The following is a 22,046-nucleotide window of genomic DNA, read 5'->3' on the forward strand; positions in this document are numbered from 1 at the left end:
CACGTCCACCTCCATCCGTAACCATAACGGCCGGGGCCGGCATGAGCGGTCGCCCACGTCGGCCCCGGCCAGGTACTCCGCGCGTCAGGCGCTCCGGGCGTCCTTGGCCCGGGCCTTCAGGGCGCGGACCACGCCGTCGCGGCCCTCGGCGACCAGCCGGCGCAGCGGAGCCGGATGCCCGTCGCCCGCCAGCCACCCGTCGGTCGCCGCCACCGTGTCGTCCTCCACCAGGTAGGCCGGGTAGGCGAGCTGGGCGAACTCCTGCGCCGGCTCGCTGTCCCGGCTGCCCCAGACCTGGTCCACCGTGGCGAAGTACTTCTCCCGGTACGGCGCCACGAGGTCGACCTGCGCCGGGTGCGTGAAGCCCTGCAGCAGCGCCCGGTTGCGCCAGTTCGGCAGCGCCTCCGGGCCGGTGAGCGCCGCCCACACCGCCGCCTTGTTCTCCGCGGTCGGCACCAGGGCGTGCGCGTACGCGGCCTCCCGCTCGCCGCTGGCGGTGCGGTCCCGGGCCAGCTCGGCCTCCACCTCGGCGGCCCCGGCCGCACCGTTGGCCACCAGCGACTGGAGCACCCCCCAGCGCAGCTCGGTGTCCACCGACAGCCCGGCCGGCACCTCGACGCCGTCCAGCCAGCCGCGCAGCGCCGCCAGGTCCTCGGCGGAGCGGGCCGCGGAGGTGTACGCCCGGGCCCAGGCGAGCTGGAACCCGCTGCCCGGCTCGGCCGCGGCCAGCGCCGCGCGGGCGGTACGGGCCACCTCGGCCCAGCCGGTCGGCGCCCACGCCGGGTCGGCGTAGAAGGTGAGCGCGGTGGTGGCCTGCCGCAGGGTGGCGGTGACCAGGTTGATGTCGCTCTCGGCGGGCAGGCCGGCCAGCACCAGCGCGACGTAGTCCCGGGCGGACAGCTCGGCGTCCCGGACCATGTCCCAGGCGGCCGTCCAGCACAGCGCCCGCGCCAGCGACGAATCGAAGCCGGCGATGTGCTGCACCACGTTCGCCATGGACCGCTCGTCCAGCCGCAGCTTGGTGTAGGTGAGGTCGTCGTCGTTGAGCAGCAGCACGTCGGCGGCGGGCGTGCCGTGCAGCGCGGACAGCTCCGTCGTCTCGCCGGTCACGTCCACCTCGATCCGCTCCCGGCGGACCAGCCGCCCGTCGGCCAGGTCGTAGAGGCCCACGCCGATCCGGTGGGTACGCAGCGTCGGGTGCCCGGCCGGCGCCTCCTGGCGGACCAGCACCCGCTCGTAGCTGCCGTCGGCGCCGATGGTGAGCTCCGGGCGCAGCGTGTTGACCTGCGCGGTCTCCAGCCACTGGGCGGCGAACTTGCGCAGCTCCCGGCCGGAGGCGGCCTCCAGCTCGGCGAGCAGGTCGTCGAAGGTGGCGTTGCCCCAGGCGTGCTTGCCGAAGTAGGCCCGCAGGCCGGCCAGGAACGGCTCCTCACCGACGTACGCGACGAGCTGCTTGAGCACGCTGGCGCCCTTGGCGTACGTGATGCCGTCGAAGTTGACCTCGACCGCCTCCAGGTCCGGCATCTCACAGTAGACCGGGTGGGTGGAGGAGAGCTGGTCCTGCCGGTAACCCCAGTTCTTGCGGATCGACAGGAAGGTCGTCCAGGCGTCCTGGAACCGGGTGGCGTGGGTGTTGCACCAGTGGCTGGCCCACTCGGCGAACGACTCGTTCAACCACAGGTCGTTCCACCAGCGCATGGTGACCAGGTCGCCGAACCACATGTGGGCCAGCTCGTGCAGGATCGTGTTGGCGCGCTGCTCGTACTCGAAGTCGGTGACCTGCGAGCGGAAGATGTAGTGCGACTCGGCGTGCGTGACGCAGCCGAAGTTCTCCATCGCGCCGGCGTTGAAGTCCGGCACCCAGAGCTGGTCGTACTTGGCCAGCGGGTACCGCACGCCGAACTTCTCGTGGAAGAAGTCGAAGCCCTGCTTGGTGATCAGGAACAGGTCGTCCGAGTCCAGGTACTGCGCCATCGAGGCCCGGCAGAAGACGCCCAGGTCGATGCCGTCGTGGCTGTCGCGCACCTCGTGGTAGGGGCCGGCACAGAGCGCGGTGATGTAGGTGCTCATCCGCGCCGACTCGACGAAGTGGACGGTCTTGAGCGCCTCCCCGGCCGGCTCCTCCCGCTCCACGGGCATGTTGGACACCACCCGCCAGTGGTCCGGCACGGTGGCGTGCCAGGTGTAGACGCTCTTCAGGTCGGGCTGGTCGAAGCAGGCGTACACCTTCTGCGCGTCCGCCGTCTCGAACTGGCTGTAGAGGTAGGTCTCGCCGTCGACCGGGTCGACCGTGCGGTGCAAACCCTGGCCGCTGTTCGAGTACGCGAAGTCCGCGTCCACCACGAGGACGTTCTCCGCCGCCAGGCCGGCCAGGGTGAGGCCCTTCTCCGCCGCCCATCCGGAGGTGTCCACCGGCGCGCCGTTGAGCGTGGCGGACCGGACCGAGTCGGCGGCCACCTCGATGAACGTGCTCGCCCCCGGCTCGGCGCAGCGGAACCGGACCTCCGTCACCGAGCGGAACGTGCGGCCGGTGGCGGCCTGCACGGCGGTGGACAGGTCAAGGCTGATGTCGTACCCGGTCACGTCGAGCAGGCGGGCCCGCTCGGTGGCCTCGACCTGGGTCAGGTTACGCACTCCCGGCACTGTTCGTCTCCATCCCACTGTTGTCGCCGCGGCCCGCGGCACCGGCCTCGCCGGCCCGCTCGTGACGGCCGGTCCGCACCGAGTCTTCCATGCAATGACACCCTTCGGTGGCCGAGGTCACGCTCTCATTCCGGCACCGGTCGATGCCGCCCGGGGTGAGGATCGGGGGAGGGCGCCGGAGTTCCGGCGTGCGAAGTCGTGAAGGGATATCACCGTGACCGAACGTGCCGCCGTGGACATGTGGTTCGACCCGCTGTGCCCGTGGGCCTGGATCACCTCCCGCTGGCTGCTGGAGGTCGAGCAGGTCCGGGAGGTGGACATCCAGTTCCACGTGATGAGCCTCTCCGTGCTCAACGAGGGCCGGGACCTGCCCGAGCAGTACCAGGACCTGATGAAGCAGGGCTGGGGCCCGGTGCGGGTCTGCATCGCCGTCGAGCAGGCCCACGGCGGGGAGACGCTGGCGAAGCTCTACACGGCCATGGGCACCCGGATCCACCTCGGCAAGGAGCCGCTCGGCCGGGAGATGCTGGTCGGCGCGCTGACCGACGTCGGGCTGGACCCGGCGCTCGCCGACGCCGCCGAGACGACCGCGTACGATGAGGCGCTGCGGGCCAGCCACGAGGCGGGCATGCGGCCGGTCGGCACCGAGGTCGGCACCCCGGTGATCCACGCCCCCGGCCCGGACGGCGGTCAGGTCGCCTTCTTCGGCCCGGTGATCACCCCGGCCCCGAAGGGCGAGGCGGCCGGCCGGCTCTGGGACGGCGTGCTGCTGGTCGCCGGCACTCCCGGCTTCTACGAGCTCAAGCGGACCCGGCAGCTCGGCCCGATCTTCGACTGAGTGTGGACGGGCCTCCGGTCGACGCTTCGGCGGAGCGGGGCCCCTTCCGGACAGCGCGCGACCCCGCGGCGCCGGCGTCACCCCGGCGGCGCGGGGTTCGTTTCATCAGGTGTCCCAGCCGGCGGCCCGCGGGGCCGCACCCCGGCAGCTCCTGGAGGCGTTCCATGGCTAAGCACCGCCACCTGTCCGACGACGCGCCGGTGCCGGCGACCGAGGACTCCGGTGCGACGTACTGGTCCGTGGCCGAAGGCGACTGGCCGGCCGTCCGGCCGACCCTGCCGCCCGAGATGGTGGACCTGCTGGCCCCGCCGATCGTGGTCGGCGTCGCCCGGGTGGTGGCCACCTCCCGGATGACCCCGCCCGCCGACGCCGCCCTGCCGCCCGGGCCCGCCCGCCCGGTCCGGTCCGGCGCGGCGGCCGGCCGGCCCGCGCCGGGCGCGACGACGGTACGCCTCGCCTCCTCCGCCGCGTCCCGGCCGGCCACCCCGGCACCGGGCCGTCGGCCGGCCCCCGGCCGGCACCGCAGCGCCGGCGCCGACCGCACCGCCTGACGGCTGTCAAGAAGGGGCCGCCTGCGCCACTCCTTTCACCTGATGGAAGCGGCGAGGGTCCGGCACGGCGCGGTGGGTGGCGCGGGTAGCGTCAGCGGGCATGACGGTCGTGCATCCGATCGCCCGGGCCTGGATCACCACTGGCGGCACCGGCGCGCAGAACTACGACGAGTTCGCCGACGACGCGGAGATCACCGCCATCGTCGAGGCGAATCCGCACAGTGCTCTCGGCATCGAGATGCCCCACCGGGCACCGGACAGCGTCGGGAAGCCCTTCCTCGACGCGCTCCCCGACGCGGTGGCCCGCCTCGCCGAGGCCAAGGCGGACGGCAGCTACACCCCGGCCGAGCAGGTCGTGGTGCTCTACCGGATCAGCGCACCCGGCGAGGAGCCCGCGTACGGGCTGTTCGCCATGGTCGACACCGACCAGATCTCCACCCGGGCCGACGAGCCCGGTCTGGTGATCCGCAACGAGGACGTCTTCATCGCCAAGGTGCGGGAGCGGGTGGCCCTGGCCGAGGCACTGGGCCACCTGCTCTCGCCCGTACTCCTGCTGCAGACCGGGCGGGGTGACGAGCTGCACGCCGCGCTCGCGGCGGCGACCGAGTCGGCGGGCGCGCCCGCCGCGACCGACGTCGACCAGGCCGGGCGGACGCACGCCATCTGGCTGGTCGGCCCCGGCCCCGAGCAGGACGAGCTGACCGCCCTCGCCGGCGGCGGGGAACTGGTGGTCGCGGACGGCAACCACCGCAGCCTGGCCGCGCAGACCGGTGGCCTGACCCGCTTCCTCTCGGTGATCACCACGCCCGCCTCGGTCGCCATCCAGCCCTATAACCGGCTGGTCAGCGAGCTGACCAGCACCCCGGCGGAACTGCTCGACCGGCTGCGCGCCGCCGGCGCCGAGGTCAGCCCGATCGACGGCCCGGTCGAGGTCCCGGCGGCCGGCGGCACCGTCCGCCTCTATCTCGCCGGCCAGGGGTACGCGGTCAGCCTGCCGCAGGTCGGGGGCGGCCGGCTGGAGAACCTGGACCACGCGCTGGTCGAACGGCTGCTGCTGCGCGACGCGCTCGGCCTCGACCCGGGCGACAAGCGGATCACCTACGTGGGCGGCGACTACCCGGCGAGCTGGCTCACCGGCGAGGTGGACGCCGGCCGGGCCGAGCTGGCCGTCCTGATCGCCCCGGTGACCGTGGACGACTTCGTCGCGGTGAACCTGGCCCGGGAGAAGATGCCGCGCAAGAGCACCTGGTTCACCCCGAAGGCGCGCGCCGGCCTGGTCGTGGCCGAGCTGCCGCGCTGATGCTGTGACGAATTCGCCTCCGTGCCGCCGCCCGCGCGGCGGCACGGAGGCCGGCCTGACAGACTGCGCGGTATGCGCGTCTACCTGGGATCCGATCACGCCGGCTTCGAGCTGAAGGGGCACCTGGCCAACCACCTGGCCAAGCAGGGGTACGAGGTCGTCGACGTGGGCCCGCACGGCTACGACCCGGACGACGACTACCCCGCGTTCTGCCTGCACACCGGCGACCGGGTGGTCAACGACCCGGGCAGCCTCGGGGTGGTCATCGGTGGCTCCGGCAACGGCGAGCAGATCGCCGCCAACAAGATCGCCGGCGTCCGGGCCGCCCTCGCCTGGAGCATCGACACCGCCCAGCTGGCGCGGGAGCACAACGACGCCAACATCATCGCCGTCGGGGCCCGCCAGCACACCCTGGACGAGGCGACCGCCCTGGTCGAGGCGTTCCTGACCACGCCGTTCTCGGGCAACCCGCGGCACGCCCGCCGGATCACCCAGGTGGCCGCGTACGAGCAGACCCGCGAACTGCCCGACCTGCCCGCCTGACGGCTAGCGGTTCGCGCGGGGGAGTTCCTCGCGGGGCACCCAGTTGCGCCGGACGATCACGACGCGGGCCTCCGCCTCGGCCAGGTCCGCGTCGGTCGGCCGGGCGGCGTCCCGCGCCCGCAGCGCGGCGGTCACGCTCACCTGCGAGGAGCCCGAGCCGACCAGGCCGCGCAACCCCCGCTCACCCTCCTCGGCGGGGCCGCCGCGGCGCCCCCGCGGCTCCGCCAAATCCAGCTCGGCGGGTCTGGCGGCACGCCGCGACCTGGAGCCGTCGTCGTGCACCGCGGCCGTGGTGGCGGTCGGCCCGTCTGCGAAGGTGCCGGCGGGCTCATGCCTGCCGGCCCGCCCGGCGGCGCCTTCGCCGTCCGGCGCCCCGGCCTCGCCGTGGTGCCGCAACCGGCGGCGTCGCCGCTCCGCATCACCCATCACCCGACCGTACCGTCCCACCGCTGATCGCGCCCGCCCACGCCCGGCAAGCCCGAGCCGGCGATCATGGAGTTGGCGGTGGCGAAACCACCGGGCGAATCGCGCGGCCAACCTCATGATCGACGTGGGCGGCGGGCTCAGCGGCGGAGACTCAGAAGACCTCCATCGGGGCCGGGGCACGGTGCCAGCCGAAGGCCGGGGCCACCTCGGCCACGGTGCCCGGCACCAGTTCGCGGACCCGGCCGGCGGCGGCGAGCGCCCCGAGCCCGGACCCGCCCAGGTACAGCTCGCCGAGGACGCGGACGTCGCAGCCGAGCCGGGCGGGTGCGTCGCTCGCCGCGCACTGGGCCCCGGTCGGACCGCCGACCAGCCGCCAGCGGCCGGTGTTCTCCGGCAGCAGGTCGTCGGTCACCTCGAACACCACGTCCACGTCGACGGCGTACCGGCGGGCGGCCAGCGCGGCCGGGACGTCCACGACGCGTAGCCACAGGGCGTCGGAGACGTGGGCGCCGAGCTGCCGAGGCTCGTTCACCAGCCACAGCAGCGGCTCGTCCACGGCGGCCCGGTCGAACGACAGGCGCCGGGTCAGGTCGATCGACAGCAGTAGCCGCCACAGCGCCTGGTACGCCGCCGGGTTCCCGGCCACCACCTCGTCGACCCGGACCTCGCCGCGCGGGCCGGTCCGGTCCCACTCCTCCTTCGTCCGGTACAGCGCGTACCCGTCCAGGCCGTCGCGCCCCTCGTGCAGCAGCACCCGACGCTCGGTGGCGCCGCCCCGCAGGCCCGTCACGTCGGCGAGCACGTACGCCCACCAGCGCTCGTCCCGCCGCGACCAGCCGGGGCGGTCGACGCGGACCCGCTCGTACAGCCGGGCCAGCTCGGCCTGGTGCGCGGCCGGCCGGTCCAGGCGGAGCGTGCCCGCGACGGACGCCGGTTCCGGCAGCCGCAGTTCGCTGGTGTCGCAGCTCAGCGTGTACCGCTGCGCGGCCAGGCCGTAGCCGAAGCGGGGATAGATGCGACCCTCGCTGGCCCAGAGCACCGCGACCGGCTCGCGGCCGGCGTCGCGGATCTCGCGGAGCTGCCGGCGCATCAGCCCGGTGAGCAGGCCCCGGCGGCGGTGGGTCGGGGCGACCGAGACCATCGTCACGTGCGCCGCCGGCACGGTCGCGCCCGGCACGGTCAGCTCGCGGCTGAACGCGCCGGCGTGCGCCACGGCGGCGCCGCCGTCGCGGACCAGCAGGGCGCGCTCCGGCTCGAAGATGGGCCGCTCGATTTCCCGCAGCTCGGGGTCCACGCCGCCATGGAAGGCGAGGGCCAGCAGCCCAGCGATCTCATCGAAGTCCTCGGCCCGGGGCACCACAGCGTCGATCATCGGAACTGTCTAACCCATCACCTTCGGGGTCGGCGACCGATTTGCCGGCTCGCTACCCTCGGAACCGTGGCCGGCGTCGGTCGAGGGGGAGGACACGAGATGGCGGACCAGACACAGCCGTGGGCCGAGCGCACCGTGGAGGTGCCGCCGCAGCCCGGTGTCGGGGTGGTGCCACCGCAGCGGGACGCGTTCCGACGCGGGGTGGCCGCGGTGGGGCAGCCGAGCAGGCCGCGGACCGAGCAGTTCTCCACCGTCGACCCGACGGCGGGCTGGTCCGGTGACTCCGCCCCGCGCCGCCCCCTGAGCTGGCATCTGGCCCAGCTGCGCCGGGGCGGCGAGTGGAGCGCGGCCGGCGCCCTGTTCGCCTTCGTCTGCTGGGGGATCTGGGCGATCTCCGGCCGGGGCGATCTCGGTGCCCCGCTGCTCACCTTCGTGCTCAGCCTGCTCACGGCCGTCGGCCTCTTCGCGCTCGCCCGCCTGCTCGGCCGGGTGGTCTGGGAGCGGCAGCTGGGCCGGGTACGCCGCAGCGCACGCGGAGCCCACCTGGTGACGGCGATCTTCCTGGCCGGTGTCGGGGTCGCCTACCTGCAGCAGACCGAGTGGGTGGTGGCCGCCTGGAACTGGGTCAGCGGCAACTGATCCGCCGTGACCGCGGGCGGGTCGGCGTTCCGCCGCCCGCCCGCAGGCCCGGTCGCGGGATGCCGCGACGCCGGTCGTCACTCCACCAGGACGTGGTCGCCTTACCCCGCTTTGCCCGGTTCATCCGTCGCCCGGTGGGCTGAGCCGTCCGTCCGGGCGGGTCAGTCCGCGAACCGGTACAGCACGAAGTCCTCCTCGGCACCGCAGGCGAGCACCTCGGCGTTCCACGAGCAGGACTCGCTGCGCACCCCCTTGAGCAGCCCCATCTCGACCGGGTCGGCGGCGCTCACCGACATCCCGGCCACGCTGCGGTCGTCCGCCACGCTGCTCGGCGTCTTCGCGAAGAGCAGCACGTTCCCGGCGTCGATCCGCCCGGCCACCCCGTCCCGGTCCTGCAGCACCGCCGTGCCCTCCGGGTCGAAGAGGGTGACCGCGTCCTGCGGGGAGTCGCGCCGGACGAGCAGGTGCTCGCCGAGCGGTACCAGTCCGTCGGCCTCCGGGGCCGACCAGTGGCGGGTGCTCTTCCCCTCGGTGACCGTCACCACTTCCGTCCCTTCCGCGCCGGAGTCCGGCACCTCCAGCAGGCAGGCCCGGTGCTCGCCGCAGGTGACCAGCGCCTTCGCCCGGCGCCGCTCGTCCGGGGCGGTGTAGAGCACCACCGGCTCGCCGAGGCTGCCCAGGTCGTAGGCGAGCAGCCGGTAGCCGCGGGTGTCCTCGATGACGTACAGCCGGTCGTCGCGCGCCGCCACCAGGTCGTCGACGTCGGCGACGTTGCCCCGGTTGCGCATCTCCCCGCTGTCCATGTCGACCACCCGCACCGACCGGTCCGCCCCCACCTGGACGAGCCGGGTCGCGTCCCCGAGCCACGGCGCCCGCGGCGATCCGTCGAGGTACGCGGGCCCGCCGAGCGCCTCGCCCGTGCCGACCGGCACCACTGCGGTGCGGGCGTCGCCGTATTCGTTGCGCGGGTTGTCGTGCTTCCACTTCTCCTGGCCGTTGTCGAGCCGCAGCCCGACCAGCCGGCCACCGGTCCGGTCCAGCCAGACCGCCGTCTCCTTCGTGAAGTACAGGGCGTCGTCGCCCCGGATGGTCAACCGCCAGCGCTGGTTGCCCGAGCCGGCGTCGAGCACCACCAGGTCGCGGGGGGTGCTGGCACCGGAGGCGTCGGCGAGCACGGCGACCGCGCCGGGCAGCGCCTGCACGGCCTGCCAACGGTCCGCCGCCACCGGGGTCGGCTTGCGCCACCGCTCGTCGCCGGTGGCCGCGTCGACCGCCACCACCTCCAGCCGGTTGTCCGCGCCCGGATACGCCAGGTAGGCCCGGTCGGCCAGCACCGAGGTGAACATCGCGGCCGGTCGCTCGCTGCCCGCCGCGGGCCGGGCGATCAACTTCGGGGTGTGGAACTCCAGCGCCGGGTAGGGGTCCCGAAACGCCCACAGCACCGCCGCGGCCACCACGCCGACCACCACGAGGCCGGCACCGACCGCGATCCAGAGAGCCCGCCGGCCCCGTCCCGGCCGGGCCGCCCCGACCCCCGGCGCCGGCGAGACCGGCGGCTCCCCGCCGGGTGTCCCCGGCAGCCCCCGGCCGCCGGGAGGGAAACCGCCCTGACCGGGGACGGCCGGGGGTTGCCCGGCACCGGCGTACCCGGACGGAGCCAGGGCGCCCGCGTACCCGGGCAGCGTCGGCGCGTCGTCGACCAGGGTGCCGTGCGGGGCGGGGACCGGCACCGTGGTCGCCGGGAGCGCGCCCCCGGGCGCCGCGCCCTCCGGCAGCGTGCCGTGCGGTCCGGCGGCCGGCGGCGTGCTCTGGGGCAGCGTGTCGGGCGGCCCGGCGGGCGCGGGCACGGTGGGGACCGTTGGTGCGCTCTCCGGTCGGGTGCCGGGCGGGCCGGCGGGTGCGGGCCCGGCCGGAACCGGAGCGCTCTGGGGCAGCGCACCGTGCGGGCCGGCGGGCACCGCCGGTGGCGCCCCGGCTGCGGCCCGGCGGGGCAACGGAAGGTCCGTCAGCGCGCCCTCGGCGACCGGCAGCTCGGGCTGTTCCAGGACGGTCGGGGCGACCCCCAGGTCGGCGTGCAGCATCCGGGCCACCAGCGGCACCCGGGACGACCCGCCGACCAGGAAGAGGCCGGCGAGCTGCCCGGGAACCAGCCCCGCGGCGGCGATCACGTCCCGGGTCTCGGCCACCGCCCGGGCCAGCAGGGGAGTGGCGAGCAGTTCCAGGTCCTCCCGGGTCAGTTGGGCGGCCGCCTCCACCCCGGGTACGGCCACCGGCGCGACCATGGCCCGGGAGAGCATCTCCTTCGCGCCACGCACGTGGTCCCAGAGCTGATGCCGGTCCCGCCACTCCGCGGTGGTCGTCGCGCTGGTCAGGCGCGCCCACGCGGCCGGGTGCACCGCGCCGACCAACTCGCCGAGCCGGCCGACCAGGGCGCCGTCCAGGTCCAGACCGCCGAGGTCGGCGACGCCGCCGCTGGCGACCAGGGCGAATCCCGAGTCGCCCCAGGGGTCGGCGCCCTCGTTACGCAGCACCGCCACGTCGAGGGTGCCGCCGCCGAAGTCGAACACCGCGACGGCTCCCCCGACCGGCACCGGCCGTCGCAGCACCTGGGCGTAGTAGCGGGCGGCGGCCACCGGCTCGCGCAGCAGGCGGGTGCCGGGCGTGATCGGACCGGCCAGGGTGTGCTCGGCGGCCGGTGGCCAGCCGGCCAGCGCGAGCGCGTCGTGCAGCACCTGCCGGCGGGGCGCCGCCCAGGCCGCCGGGTGGGTGACCACCGCGGGCGGGAGGAAACCCACCGCGGCCACGGCGGCGTCCGCCACCGTCCGCAACGTCGCCGCCAGCAGCTCCGCCGGCCGGTACGCCCGCCCGCCCAGCTCGACCGTCTCCTCGTCCACCCGGCGCTTGGGGTTCGGCTCGTACCCGGCCGGGTCGGCCTGGGCCAGCCGTTGCGCGTCCCGTCCCACGTGGAACCGTCCGCCGGAGTCGACGTAGACGCCGGAGGGGAGGATCGGGTGTCCGTCCACGAGCAACGGGCGGCTCCGCCCGTCCGGCCAGCGCAGCACCGCCACCGTGTTCGAGGTGCCGAGGTCGACGCCGAGGGCGAACCCGTCCTGCTGGCCTGACATCCGTGGCTACCTCCACCCGACGCGGGGATGTCCGGCCCCGCATCGTACGCAGCCCCCGCCGCCCGGCTCATCCGCCGGTCGGGACGGTCGAACCGGGTCCTGGCCGATCACGGTGGGCAGCCGGTACGCCGTACCGGGCCGCTCAACTGCCGAGGCCGGCCTCCCGGGCCCGGACGATCGCCTCGGGGCGGTCGGCCACCTGCAGCTTTGCGAACACGTTCGAGACGTTGTTGCGTACCGTCTTGGGGGACAGGTACAGCGCGGCGGCGATCTGCGCGTTGGAACGCCCGGCGGCCAGCAGCTCCAGGATCTCCCGCTCGCGCGCCGTGAGCTGCGGAAACGGCACCTGCGCGGGGGTCGCGCCGGCGGTGAAGAACTCGGCGATCCGGCGGGCCAGCGATTCAGCTCGGCCTGTTCGCGTTGGTGCACACCCAGCTGCGTACCTCGGCCACGGGCACCTCCCGCGCTGCCCGCGGCCTGCTTCGAGTGGAGTTCGTGCTGCTGACCCTGGCCACCTTGTGGAGCATCCTGCACGGTGCCGTGCCGGCCTGGCGGGACAGTGCCCCGGTGGCGATCCTGGATGTGTTCTGGCCGCTCTCGATGCTCGGCATGGCGATCATCGGCATCAAGATCGCCTTCGCCGCTCGCTGGCGAGGCGCCGCCCGTGTCTGGCCGGCGGTCGCGGAGAGTTGGGCGCTGGTGACGGTGCCGGCTTTCGGGATCTTCGGCTCGCCCATCGCCGACTGGGTCGGCGCGGGCCACCTGCTCATCGGCTACACGATGCTCGGCCTGATCCTGGCGCTGCGGCCGCAGCTGGCCGGCTCCCAGGATTGAGCGTGGACCTGTCGTCGGGTCGGCCCGGCGCGTGACGGGTCGGCCCGACGACCGGAGCCTGCCGAGGCTCCGCTCCGGACGTCGGCGAACAGGCATCACTCACGGGTCGTCAGCTCTTGTGGGTGAGGACGTTGATGACCCTGCCGTTGGGGTCACGCATGAAGAAGCGTCGGACTCCCCATGGTTCGTCGGTGAGCGGGTGCACGATCTCAGCGCCGGCGTTCCGGGCGGCCTGATGCGCGGCATCGACATCATCGACCTCCACAGACACGTCGGGGATGACCGGTGCGGTGGCGTCGTGGGTCATGAGGCTCAGCTGAGCTCCCGGGTTGGCGCGATCGCTCAGGGTGACGATCCAGCCCATGTCCATGACGACCTCGAAGCCAAGTACCTCGACGTAGAAGGCGGTGGCCGCCGCGATGTCCTCGGTTGCCAGGTCGGGCATTGTGCGCTTTATGGCCATGACGGCCATGCTGCCGCACGGCAGCCTCGTCAACCAGGAGTGCCCCGTCGTTTGCGGCTGGCGCTGCCGGAAGCACGGGCCACCCGGGCTGCGGCTGGGCCACAAGGCCCGGTGCCGCCCCGAGCCCGGATGTGGCACTGAATGCCGCGCAAGATCAAAGCTGGGGAAGATGTGGAAGGCCCAGTGCCGCGGTTGTGCGGTCCACCTGGGCCTTCATGCGTGGAGCGGGCGACGGGAATCGAACCGCACCGTCAGTCTGGAAGAGCGCGATCAACTGGTCGTGATGCCCGAAACGCCTGCGGGTGGCCCTCAGATTCGGGTGCGTTTCGTAACCGCTCGTGACCGCTATGCGCCCCGGCTACTGGCCCATGGATGGCCCGCGACGGTCCGGGTGCAAGCGAGCCCCGGCCGCTACTGCGATGCCAACAGATGCCGGAACTGCGGTTCGGCCTGGCGCCAGGTGCTGATGAACTCTGACCGAGCGACGCTCAGCCGCATCTTCCTACCAACCGGCGGTGCCCACGGTGGCGGCCCACCACACTCAGGTCGAGTGGTAAAGGTGAACAGCACGTCAACCTGGCTCATCTCCACGTACATGTCCAGGTGGTCGAAGGTGTCCCCAAGATGCAACCGGCTCCGCTTCCGCTCGCTGCGATGTTCGGCGATGGCGCACAGGCGGGAAAGGTTCGCAATGTGCGGGTACAGCGCAGTTGTGCTGGCGTCTCCGATCGGGATGCCCTCGATGTAGAGCTGGAACACGCCGAACCTCTTGTCGCGGCTAGTCGGCGTGAACTCCACCCGAAACGTGTCAGCGATGCCTACGCCCAGCTTTGGAAATGGTGATCCGCGGTCCTCGTCGTTCGTTCGAGCCATCGGGCGGATGTTACGGGTTGCGTCGTCCACCTGCAGGTGGGCCACGGCTCGCCGCTCTTGGATGGCATGCCGTCGAGCTAGAGCCAGCGGATCTCCTCGTCGGGCTGGTAGCCCTTGTGGTGCCCGGCGAGGTGATCCGCCCCGGCCGATCTCTGAGGAGGGCCGGGGTTCGGGGCAGCGCCCCGAGGTCTTCAAGGTCTTGCAGTCCGCCAGTGTGGCCGGCCGGCCCGGCCGATGCCGGCCGGAGGTCGCCAGCAGGCCGGGGCCGGGCCGGCGCGGCCCGCTTGCGGGCCGCCTTGATCCTTAAGAGGTCAATTCGACAGTGGTACGCCGTCACCGCCTGTCCTTCAGGTTCTCCATGGACGCCTGGCAGACTCTGCGAATGCGAGTCGTGCGCTGGCGGTGGATCATCGGGGTTACGGCGGTGGTCGCCGTGGTTGTACCGGCCGTGCTCGTCGTCGGACTGCCGCTCGTCGTCGGACTGCAGCAGGTCATCCGCTCAGGGTGCTCCTTTGACCGCGCGGCATTCGACCAGGTGGTGGCGAAGCTACCGGCACCGCCGACTGACTCAGAGGCGTACGACCCGGTCGACGCACCTAGCAAGATCGGCTCGTGTCGCATTCTCGGGTCGTACGGTGTGACGGGCGGCTACATCTTCTACGGCGAGAACCCTGGCTTCGACGATTCCGGGTGGGGTTACTTCCCTGCTGGTCCGAACGATGACCTTGGAAACAGTGCCTGGGAGGCACCACAGTTCGAACAGATCGAGGGAAGCTGGTACACCTGGACGGCAAGCTGGTAGGCAGCCACCCGCTTACTGCTTGTCCGGCCGGCTGGTTGCCGCGAGGTCGCCTGCTAGGTCGGGACTAAACGGCGTGGCCCGGCGCAGTGGCCGCACAGCGGACGTGCCTAGTTTTGGAGGTCCTGGGCGGCCCGGACGATCAGTCGGCGGGCGTCTTCGCCGGTAACGGCTTCCTCCCAGAGTCGTTCGATGGCCCTGGTGTAGGTGGCTGCTTCGTCGTCGCGGTAGGTGGTCTCGCCGACGAAGGTCTCTACGATGGCGACATCGTCGTACATCTGGAAGGAGTTCTGCGGGGTGGTGGCGAGCGGGACGCCGAGCGGCAGGATGCCGAACCGGATGTTCGGTACGCCGACGACGGTTTGCAGCCGGTCGAGCTGGCCGCGCATGACCTCGGGCGAAACGAGCAGCCACCGCAGCACAGGCTCGGCGAGTAGGAATTCGAACCGCTTGGTGGTGTCGTAGAGGAACTGCTGGCGCTGCATCCGGGTGGCGACGGCGGTGTCCACGTCTGCGATGTCGAGGTTGTGCAGCTCGACCATCTCGGTCAGGGCGCGGCGGGCGTAGTCGGCGGTCTGGAGCAGCCCGGGTACCCACACGGTCTCGAAGTGCCGAATGAGGGGCGACTCGGCGACAAGCTGGTTGTAGCTGTCCTGGACAGCGGCCTGGCCTTGGCGCATTTGGCGGCGCCAGCTGCGGTGCGCGGCCTGGACCTCGCCGAGCATCCGCAACAGGTCCTCAGCGGGCGGTGTCGTCGGCACCGCAGGCGCGTGCCCACGCGTACAGGTCGGCGGGGGCCGGCATCTGGCGGCCGTTCTCCAGTCGGGAGACCTTCGACGGTGCCCAACCGTTCGCCCAGCGAATGGGGCACGCGAGCATGCGCGCGGCGTTGATTTACCAGCACGCAACCAGCGAGCGGGACCGCGAAATCGCCTCGGCCATGGACCGGCGGATCGCCCGGCAGGCCCGACGCAAGGGCGGCCAGAGCAGCTAATGGCCCACGGATGGCCCACAAGACCAGAGGGGGGAGTGGCCGACCGGCCAGGATCTGGGGATGCAGCCTCTGACCTGGGCCGGAGGCCGTTGGAGCGGGCGACGGGAATCGAACCCGCACCGTCAGTTTGGAAGACTGAAGCTCTGCCATTGAGCTACGCCCGCATGCACCCCGCTGCGGCGGGGCGCGCCCGACAGCCTACCGAATCCCCGAACCGGACGCGCAGCCCCGTACCGCGCGTCGCTGGTCGCTCGGCTTCAAGGTCCTCACTACTTCCCCGAAAGCGGCCCCTCGCCGCCCCGAGAGACCACTCTTTCCCCGAAGCTGCTGCCTCCCCGCGAACCCGGCGCGTCGCCCGGCGCGGGGGCCTGGCGCGGCCCCGGTGCGGGTCCGGGGGGCGCGGACGGCATACACTTCTCGTCGCCACGGGGTGTGGCGCAGCTTGGTAGCGCACTCGCTTTGGGAGCGAGGGGCCGTGGGTTCAAATCCCGCCACCCCGACTGTCCGTTCGCGGCCCGGTCGTCCGGGAACCGCCGATTTTTCCGCGCGGCACCCCGGGCGCTGCCGATGCAGCAGGCCGGCTCGCCTACACTCGATGCGCGTAATCACGCCCAGACTCAACTGAGATCCGTCAAGGAGTACGCCTGTGAAGAGCACCGTCGAGACTCTGAGCCCGACGCGCGTGCGGCTCGCCATCGAGGTGCCGTTCGTCGAGCTCGAGCCGAGCCTCAAGAAGGCGTACCGGGAGATCGGGCAGCAGGTCCAGGTTCCCGGCTTCCGTCGGGGCAAGGTTCCCCCGCGGGTGATCGACCAGCGGGTGGGCCGGGGCACCGTCCTCAACGAGGCGGTGCAGGAGGCGATCCCGCAGAACATCCTCGCCGCGGTCCGCGAGCACGACCTGAAGACCCTCGGTCGCCCGGAGGTCGAGATCACCGAGTTCGCCGATGGCGACTCGCTCAACTTCACCGCCGAGGTCGACGTCCGCCCGGAGATCACCCTGCCGGACCCGGCGTCCATCGAGGTGACCGTGGACGAGATCCAGGTCGCCGACAGCGAGATCGACGAGCAGGTGAACGGCCTGCGTGAGCGGTTCGCCACGCTGAAGACCGTCGAGCGGGCCGCCCAGGAGGGCGACTACGTCCAGATCGACCTGAACGCCACCGTCGACGGCGAGGAGGTGCCGGGCGGCTCGGCGAGCAACATCTCGCACGAGGTCGGCAGCAAGCAGCTTCTGCCGGGCCTGGACGAGGCCCTGGTCGGCCTGGCCGCCGGCGAGAGCACCACCTTCTCCACCCAGCTGGTGGGCGGCGACTACGCCGGCCGTGACGCCGACGTGGCGGTGACCGTCCGCACGGTCAAGGAGAAGGAGCTGCCGGAGCTCAACGACGACTTCGCCCAGCTGGCCAGCGAGTTCGACACCATCGAGGAGCTGCGCAACGACCTCCGCGAGCGGGTGACCCGGGGCAAGCAGGTCGAGCAGATCTACGCCGCCCGGGACAAGGCCCTCGAGCAGATGGTGGCCACCGCCGAGGTGCCGGCCCCGGAGGGTGTCGTCCGCGAGGAGGTCGAGAGCCGCAAGGCCGCGATGGTCGACCAGCTCGAGCGCATCGGCGCCTCCCTGGAGGAATACCTCGCCGCCGAGGAGAAGACCGAGGAGCAGATCGACACCGAGCTCAACGAGGCGGCGACCGAGGGCGTCAAGATCCAGCTCCTGCTGGACACCCTGGCCGACGCCGAGGACGTCCAGGTCTCCGACGACGAGTTCGGCCACGAGATCGTCCACCGCGCCCAGCGCGCCGGCATGGCCCCGCAGCAGTACTACGACCAGCTGGTCCGCTCCGGCGCCGCGGCGGCCGTCTTCGGCGACGTCCGCCGGGGCAAGGCGCTCGCCGCCGTGATGGAGAAGATCAAGATCAAGGACTCGGCGGGCAACGAGGTCACCCTGGACGCGCTCCGCGCCCAGAACGAGGCCGAGCACAACCACGAGCACTGATCGCCGGGTGTCGGCCGCCGTCCCTCGCTGCACGCTGGACGGCGGCCGAAACCCTTTTCGGGTACGCCCTTCGGGGCAGCTGCGCTGAGAGCGAACAGTGCCCCGACCGGGAGTACGCCCCCCGGCTGAGCGGTTAGTGTCGGGTACGACGGTACGGAGAGCGAAGGGCTGCCATGACCGACATGCACATCCCAGCGAAGCCGCTCCGGGCGCTCGAGGCCCGCGGTGGTGACTCAATTGGCAACCTCGACGACTCGGTCTACAACCGGTTGCTCAAGGAGCGGATCATCTTCCTGGGCAGCGAGGTGACCGACCAGGTCGCCAACCGCATCTGCGCGCAGCTGCTGCTGCTCGCCGCGGAGGACCCGGACCGCGACATCAACCTCTGGATCAACTCGCCGGGTGGCTCGGTCTACTCCGGCATGGCCATCTACGACACCATGCAGTTCATCGACAACGACGTGTCGACCGTGGCGATGGGCATGGCGGCCTCGATGGGCCAGCTGCTGCTCTGCGCGGGCACCAAGGGCAAGCGGTACGCCCTGCCGCACGCGCGGATCATGATGCACCAGCCGTCGGGTGGCATGGGCGGTACGGCCGCCGACATCGCGATCCAGGCCGAGCAGATGCTCTACACCAAGCGGATGTTCCAGGAGCGGGTCGCGTTCCACACCGGCCGGAACGCGGCGGAGATCGAGGCGGACTCGGACCGCGACCGCTGGTTCACGGCCCAGGAGGCCATGGACTACGGCTTCATCGACAAGGTGATCACCGGAGCCGCCCAGGTTCCGGAAGGCGCCGGGACCCTGAGCTGATCGAGGAGCTGACGATGACCGACCTGAGCCTGCCGCCCCAGTTCGCGGCCGTGCACAACCGCTACGTTCTGCCGTCGTTCGTCGAGCGCACGTCGTACGGGATGAAGGAGTCCAACCCGTACAACAAGCTCTTCGAGGACCGGATCATCTTCCTCGGCGTGCAGGTGGACGACGCCTCGGCCAACGACGTGATGGCCCAGCTGCTGACGCTCGAGGGCACCGACCCGGACCGCGACATCATCATGTACATCAACTCGCCCGGCGGCTCCTTCACCGCCATGACGGCGATCTACGACACCATGCAGTACGTCCGCCCGGACATCCAGACCGTCTGCCTCGGCCAGGCGGCCAGCGCGGCGGCCGTGCTGCTCTCCGCGGGCACCCCGGGCAAGCGGATGGCGCTGCCCAACTCCCGGATCATCATCCACCAGCCGGCCACCGAGGGCGGCTACGGCCAGGGCTCGGACATCGAGATCCAGGCCCGGGAGATCCTGCGGATGCGGACGCAGCTGGAGACGATGCTGTCCCAGCACTGCAACCGCCCGGTCGACCAGGTCCGCAAGGACATCGACCGCGACAAGATCATGACGGCCGAGGAGGCCAAGGAGTACGGGCTGGTCGACACGATCCTGACCAGCCGCAAGAAGGGTCTGCTGGCGGCGCACGCCGCGAGCTGAGCTCTGCTGGATCGGAGGTCGGCCGGGGCATCGGTCCCGGCCGACCTCTGACACACCCGTTTTGGGGGTCGGAGAAACCTCCGGCAGCGGGTAACGTCGGGTCTGTACCGCTTCGCTGGTGCGGACCGGCGAATGGGACGACAGACGGACGGGCGGCAGGCCCGCAGGTCAGGGCCGGCGCTCCGGCCGACGAGTGCAGGGAGAACGTAGGTGGCACGGATCGGTGACGGCGGCGACCTACTGAAGTGCTCCTTCTGCGGCAAGTCGCAGAAGCAGGTCAAGAAGCTCATCGCGGGCCCGGGCGTCTACATCTGCGACGAGTGCATCGATCTCTGCAACGAGATCATCGAGGAGGAGCTGGCCGAGTCCGGCGAGGTGAAGTGGGAAGAGCTTCCCAAGCCGATGGAGATCTGCCAGTTCCTCGACAACTACGTCGTCGGTCAGGAGCAGGCCAAGAAGGCGCTCGCCGTCGCGGTCTACAACCACTACAAGCGGATCCAGGCCGAGGCGGCCGGCGCGCCCGGCTCCGGCAACGACGGCGTGGAGCTGGCCAAGTCCAACATCCTGCTGCTCGGTCCCACCGGCTGCGGCAAGACCCACCTGGCGCAGACCCTGGCCCGGATGCTCAACGTCCCGTTCGCGATCGCCGACGCCACCGCCCTCACCGAGGCGGGATACGTCGGCGAGGACGTGGAGAACATTCTCCTCAAGCTGATCCAGGCGGCCGACTACGACATCAAGCGCGCCGAGACCGGGATCATCTACATCGACGAGGTCGACAAGATCGCCCGTAAGTCGGAGAACCCGTCGATCACCCGGGACGTCTCCGGCGAGGGCGTGCAGCAGGCGCTGCTGAAGATGCTCGAAGGCACGGTGGCCAACGTGCCGCCGCAGGGCGGGCGGAAACACCCGCACCAGGAGTTCATCCAGATCGACACCACCAACGTGCTGTTCATCTGCGGCGGTGCCTTCGCCGGCCTCGACCAGATCATCGAGGCCCGCACCGGCTCCGGCGGCACCGGCTTCGGCGCCCGGCTCCGGTCGGTCTCCGATCGGTCGACCGACGACATCTTCAGCCAGGTCATGCCGGAGGACATGCTCAAGTTCGGGCTGATCCCCGAGTTCATCGGCCGGCTCCCGGTGATCACCAACGTGCGCAGCCTCGACCGGTCGGCCCTGGTGCGGATCCTCACCGAGCCGCGCAACGCCCTGGTCCGGCAGTACCAGCGCCTCTTCGAGCTGGACGGCGTGGAGTTGGAGTTCGAGCAGCCGGCGCTGGAGGCGATCGCCGACCAGGCCATGCTCCGCGGCACCGGCGCCCGTGGCCTGCGGGCGATCATGGAAGAGGTCCTGCTCTCCGTGATGTACGAGGTGCCGAGCAACCCCGACGCCGCCCGGGTGCTGATCACCCGCGAGGTGGTGCTGGAGAACGTCAACCCGACCATCGTGCCCCGTGAGTTCACCGGTCGCCGGGCTCGTCGGGATCGCGAGGAGAAGTCCGCCTGACCGTCAGCACCGGGGCGCTGCTCGGCTGAGCCCTGTCGCCGGCCGCGCGCCGCCCGTACGCTGAGCCCCATGCGCGTCGCCGTCTGCCAGCTCAACGCCCGCGACGACCGTGCGGCGAACCTGGCCGCCGCCGAGGCCCTGCTGGTCAGGGCCGCGGCGGCCGGGGCCGACCTCGCCGTTCTCCCCGAGTACGTCGACTATCTGGGCGTGGCCGAGCGGATGCCGCCGGCCGAGCCGGTCGACGGCGTGGTGGGGGAGTTCTTCGCGGGGGTCGCCCGACGGCTGGGCATGTGGGTGATCGCCGGCTCGTTCCACGAGGCCGGACCGGATCCGGAGCACACCTGGAACACCTCGCTGGTCTTCGACCGCACCGGTGCGCTCGCCGCCAGCTACCGCAAGATCCACCTGTACGACGTGGAGATTCCGGGCCGGGTCTCCTACCTGGAGTCCGCGGCGGTGGCTCCGGGCGACCAGCCGGTGGTGGTCGACGTCGACGGCGTCCGCGTCGGCCTCTCGATCTGCTACGACCTGCGCTTCCCCGAGCTCTACCGGCAACTGGCCACGGACGGCGGTGCCGCGCTCCTGGTCGTGCCCGCCGCGTTCATGATGCACACCGGCCGGGACCACTGGGAGGTCCTGCTGCGGGCGCGGGCGATCGAGAACCAGTGCTTCGTCGCCGCCGCCGGCCAGACCGGTGACCACGATCCGGGGCGGACCTGCTTCGGACGCAGCATGGTGGTCGACCCGTGGGGGACGGTGCTCAGCCAGGTCCCGGACGGCCCCGGCCTCGCCGTCACTGATCTGGACCTCGACCGGCTGCGGAAGATCCGCGCCGAGTTGCCCAGCCTCGCCAACCGCCGGCTGTGAGCCCGGTCAGCTCTCCAGCAGCACACCGAGCACGGTGAAGCCGGCGATCGCCGCGGCGGTGATCAGCAGTGCCGTGGTCATCCGGGAGCGGCCGCGTCTGGCCAGCCGCCCCACTGACGCCGCGACGACGAAGACCACGAAGGCGGCGATGACGAGCTGCCAGAACGGCAGCAGCAGGCCGAGCAGGGTGTCTGCGGCGAGCGTCGCCACCGGGATCCGGGACACGTCATCCATGCCAGACACTCTGGCACGGTTGTGCCCTCCGTGGTCCTCCTCGATGCCTCCGGTCTGCCATCCGGTGCTGTGGCGCCCGCCGGAAACGTAGTGACAGACGTTGATTTGCCTTCTCGGGGCCGTCCGCGTAACTTTCTCTCTGCACGCGGGAGGCCGGACAAACCGGCCGACAACGGGCGCCAGGCTCGTGGCGGAGACGCCGAGCGAGACTGGGGATCCGGGCGGTGCGAGGCGCTCCGAAAACACGGGGTTGCGATCGCGAAGCCGACCGGGTAGAGTTCGAAGGCCGGCAGGGAGCCGGGCGGGTGATCGCGAAAGCGACGCCGGCCGGTCCGCCGGAACCCACGACAGCAACGACCGCCGGGTACGGCGTGCGTCGGCGTGGATCGGACCGAACCAAGCTGATCACCTCGGAGACGAGGTTGACCGCGCGGAACGGCCCGGGTAGAGTGGAGAGGTTGCCCCGGACAGGGTCCTGTGGATTGCAGGGTTGCTGGATGGTGTGTGGTTGTTCTTTGAGAACTCAACAGGGTGTTTGATAAGCCAGTGCCAAA

22 protein-coding genes and 2 tRNA genes are annotated in these 22,046 nt (G+C 71.9%); 13 read left to right on the top strand and 11 right to left on the bottom strand.

Annotation, left to right across the window (positions count from 1 at the left end; all coding sequences use genetic code 11):
* Positions 1–84 precede the first annotated feature (84 nt).
* Complete coding sequence (pepN, locus tag ABZ783_RS21620; RefSeq protein ID WP_357441019.1) at positions 85–2,634, bottom strand: aminopeptidase N; 2,550 nt, start codon at positions 2,632–2,634, stop codon at positions 85–87.
* Between the two features lie 223 nt (positions 2,635–2,857).
* Between pepN and ABZ783_RS21625 the strand changes: the two genes are divergently transcribed.
* The 4 genes from ABZ783_RS21625 to ABZ783_RS21640 all read left to right on the top strand — a co-directional run bounded on the left by ABZ783_RS21625 (position 2,858) and on the right by ABZ783_RS21640 (position 5,875).
* A complete protein-coding gene (locus ABZ783_RS21625) occupies positions 2,858–3,481 on the top strand; it encodes a disulfide bond formation protein DsbA (RefSeq protein WP_357441021.1) in 624 nt (207 codons plus the stop codon).
* 164 nt (positions 3,482–3,645) lie between these two features.
* The gene (locus ABZ783_RS21630; RefSeq protein WP_357441023.1) at positions 3,646–4,032 is read left to right on the top strand and encodes a hypothetical protein; all 387 of its coding nucleotides are present in this window, start codon (positions 3,646–3,648) and stop codon (positions 4,030–4,032) included.
* 100 nt (positions 4,033–4,132) lie between these two features.
* Positions 4,133–5,332, top strand: coding sequence for a DUF1015 family protein (locus ABZ783_RS21635; RefSeq protein WP_357441025.1), 1,200 nt, complete (start codon positions 4,133–4,135; stop codon positions 5,330–5,332).
* Between the two features lie 72 nt (positions 5,333–5,404).
* Positions 5,405–5,875, top strand: coding sequence for a ribose-5-phosphate isomerase (locus ABZ783_RS21640; protein WP_357441028.1), 471 nt, complete (start codon positions 5,405–5,407; stop codon positions 5,873–5,875).
* A gap of 3 nt (positions 5,876–5,878) precedes the next feature.
* On the opposite strand, the gene ABZ783_RS21645 is transcribed toward ABZ783_RS21640, so the two are convergent.
* Positions 5,879–6,301: a hypothetical protein gene (locus ABZ783_RS21645; protein ID WP_357441031.1), complete on the bottom strand. Its 423-nt coding sequence runs from the start codon at positions 6,299–6,301 to the stop codon at positions 5,879–5,881.
* 151 nt (positions 6,302–6,452) lie between these two features.
* The gene (locus ABZ783_RS21650; RefSeq protein WP_357441034.1) at positions 6,453–7,673 is read right to left on the bottom strand and encodes a GNAT family N-acetyltransferase; all 1,221 of its coding nucleotides are present in this window, start codon (positions 7,671–7,673) and stop codon (positions 6,453–6,455) included.
* Between the two features lie 99 nt (positions 7,674–7,772).
* Between ABZ783_RS21650 and ABZ783_RS21655 the strand changes: the two genes are divergently transcribed.
* Positions 7,773–8,312: a hypothetical protein gene (locus ABZ783_RS21655; RefSeq protein WP_357441037.1), complete on the top strand. Its 540-nt coding sequence runs from the start codon at positions 7,773–7,775 to the stop codon at positions 8,310–8,312.
* 161 nt (positions 8,313–8,473) lie between these two features.
* Here ABZ783_RS21655 and ABZ783_RS21660 read toward each other — a convergent pair whose 3' ends face one another.
* Together ABZ783_RS21660 and ABZ783_RS21665 are read right to left on the bottom strand one after the other, a co-directional pair.
* Positions 8,474–11,437: an Hsp70 family protein gene (locus ABZ783_RS21660; protein ID WP_357441040.1), complete on the bottom strand. Its 2,964-nt coding sequence runs from the start codon at positions 11,435–11,437 to the stop codon at positions 8,474–8,476.
* A 142-nt stretch (positions 11,438–11,579) separates the two neighbouring features.
* Positions 11,580–11,783, bottom strand: coding sequence for a response regulator transcription factor (locus tag ABZ783_RS21665; RefSeq protein ID WP_357441043.1), 204 nt, complete (start codon positions 11,781–11,783; stop codon positions 11,580–11,582).
* Positions 11,784–11,857: 74 nt separating this feature from the next.
* Between ABZ783_RS21665 and ABZ783_RS21670 the strand changes: the two genes are divergently transcribed.
* Positions 11,858–12,271: a hypothetical protein gene (locus ABZ783_RS21670; RefSeq protein ID WP_357441046.1), complete on the top strand. Its 414-nt coding sequence runs from the start codon at positions 11,858–11,860 to the stop codon at positions 12,269–12,271.
* Positions 12,272–12,380: 109 nt separating this feature from the next.
* Here the strand turns inward: ABZ783_RS21670 and ABZ783_RS21675 are convergent, their stop codons facing one another.
* A complete protein-coding gene (locus tag ABZ783_RS21675; RefSeq protein WP_357441049.1) occupies positions 12,381–12,734 on the bottom strand; it encodes a VOC family protein in 354 nt (117 codons plus the stop codon).
* Between the two features lie 411 nt (positions 12,735–13,145).
* Positions 13,146–13,607: a hypothetical protein gene (locus ABZ783_RS21680; protein ID WP_357441052.1), complete on the bottom strand. Its 462-nt coding sequence runs from the start codon at positions 13,605–13,607 to the stop codon at positions 13,146–13,148.
* Between the two features lie 382 nt (positions 13,608–13,989).
* Here ABZ783_RS21680 and ABZ783_RS21685 point away from each other — a divergent pair, with 382 nt between their 5' ends.
* The gene (locus ABZ783_RS21685; RefSeq protein WP_357441055.1) at positions 13,990–14,409 is read left to right on the top strand and encodes a hypothetical protein; all 420 of its coding nucleotides are present in this window, start codon (positions 13,990–13,992) and stop codon (positions 14,407–14,409) included.
* Positions 14,410–14,516: 107 nt separating this feature from the next.
* Here the strand turns inward: ABZ783_RS21685 and ABZ783_RS21690 are convergent, their stop codons facing one another.
* From ABZ783_RS21690 to ABZ783_RS21700, 3 genes are all read right to left on the bottom strand, one after another.
* Positions 14,517–15,167, bottom strand: a complete 651-nt coding sequence (locus ABZ783_RS21690) for a DUF5753 domain-containing protein (protein ID WP_357441057.1) — start codon at positions 15,165–15,167, stop codon at positions 14,517–14,519.
* Positions 15,145–15,285 (bottom strand): helix-turn-helix transcriptional regulator, encoded by a 141-nt coding sequence (locus tag ABZ783_RS21695; protein ID WP_357441060.1) that lies wholly within the window; start codon positions 15,283–15,285, stop codon positions 15,145–15,147. Before ABZ783_RS21695 ends, ABZ783_RS21690 begins: the two co-directional genes overlap by 23 nt.
* A 205-nt stretch (positions 15,286–15,490) precedes the next feature.
* Positions 15,491–15,564 (bottom strand) — tRNA-Gly (locus tag ABZ783_RS21700).
* A gap of 262 nt (positions 15,565–15,826) precedes the next feature.
* On the opposite strand from ABZ783_RS21700, the gene ABZ783_RS21705 reads away from it, so the two are divergent.
* The 6 genes from ABZ783_RS21705 to ABZ783_RS21730 all read left to right on the top strand — a co-directional run bounded on the left by ABZ783_RS21705 (position 15,827) and on the right by ABZ783_RS21730 (position 21,258).
* Positions 15,827–15,900, top strand: a tRNA-Pro gene (locus ABZ783_RS21705).
* Between the two features lie 146 nt (positions 15,901–16,046).
* Positions 16,047–17,393, top strand: coding sequence for a trigger factor (tig, locus tag ABZ783_RS21710; protein WP_357441063.1), 1,347 nt, complete (start codon positions 16,047–16,049; stop codon positions 17,391–17,393).
* A gap of 173 nt (positions 17,394–17,566) precedes the next feature.
* Positions 17,567–18,208, top strand: a complete 642-nt coding sequence (locus tag ABZ783_RS21715) for an ATP-dependent Clp protease proteolytic subunit (protein WP_073836590.1) — start codon at positions 17,567–17,569, stop codon at positions 18,206–18,208.
* A gap of 14 nt (positions 18,209–18,222) precedes the next feature.
* Positions 18,223–18,885 (top strand): ATP-dependent Clp protease proteolytic subunit, encoded by a 663-nt coding sequence (locus ABZ783_RS21720; RefSeq protein ID WP_073836589.1) that lies wholly within the window; start codon positions 18,223–18,225, stop codon positions 18,883–18,885.
* Positions 18,886–19,095: 210 nt separating this feature from the next.
* Positions 19,096–20,391, top strand: a complete 1,296-nt coding sequence (gene clpX, locus ABZ783_RS21725; RefSeq protein WP_073836588.1) for an ATP-dependent Clp protease ATP-binding subunit ClpX — start codon at positions 19,096–19,098, stop codon at positions 20,389–20,391.
* Between the two features lie 69 nt (positions 20,392–20,460).
* Entirely contained in the window at positions 20,461–21,258 is a 798-nt protein-coding gene (locus tag ABZ783_RS21730) for a carbon-nitrogen hydrolase family protein (protein ID WP_357441068.1), read from the top strand.
* A 6-nt stretch (positions 21,259–21,264) separates the two neighbouring features.
* Here the strand turns inward: ABZ783_RS21730 and ABZ783_RS21735 are convergent, their stop codons facing one another.
* Complete coding sequence (locus ABZ783_RS21735; protein ID WP_357441071.1) at positions 21,265–21,492, bottom strand: hypothetical protein; 228 nt, start codon at positions 21,490–21,492, stop codon at positions 21,265–21,267.
* Between the last annotated feature and the right edge of the window lie 554 nt (positions 21,493–22,046).

This window comes from Micromonospora sp. NPDC047738, assembly GCF_040642675.1.
Classification (GTDB): Bacteria; Actinomycetota; Actinomycetes; order Mycobacteriales; family Micromonosporaceae; genus Micromonospora.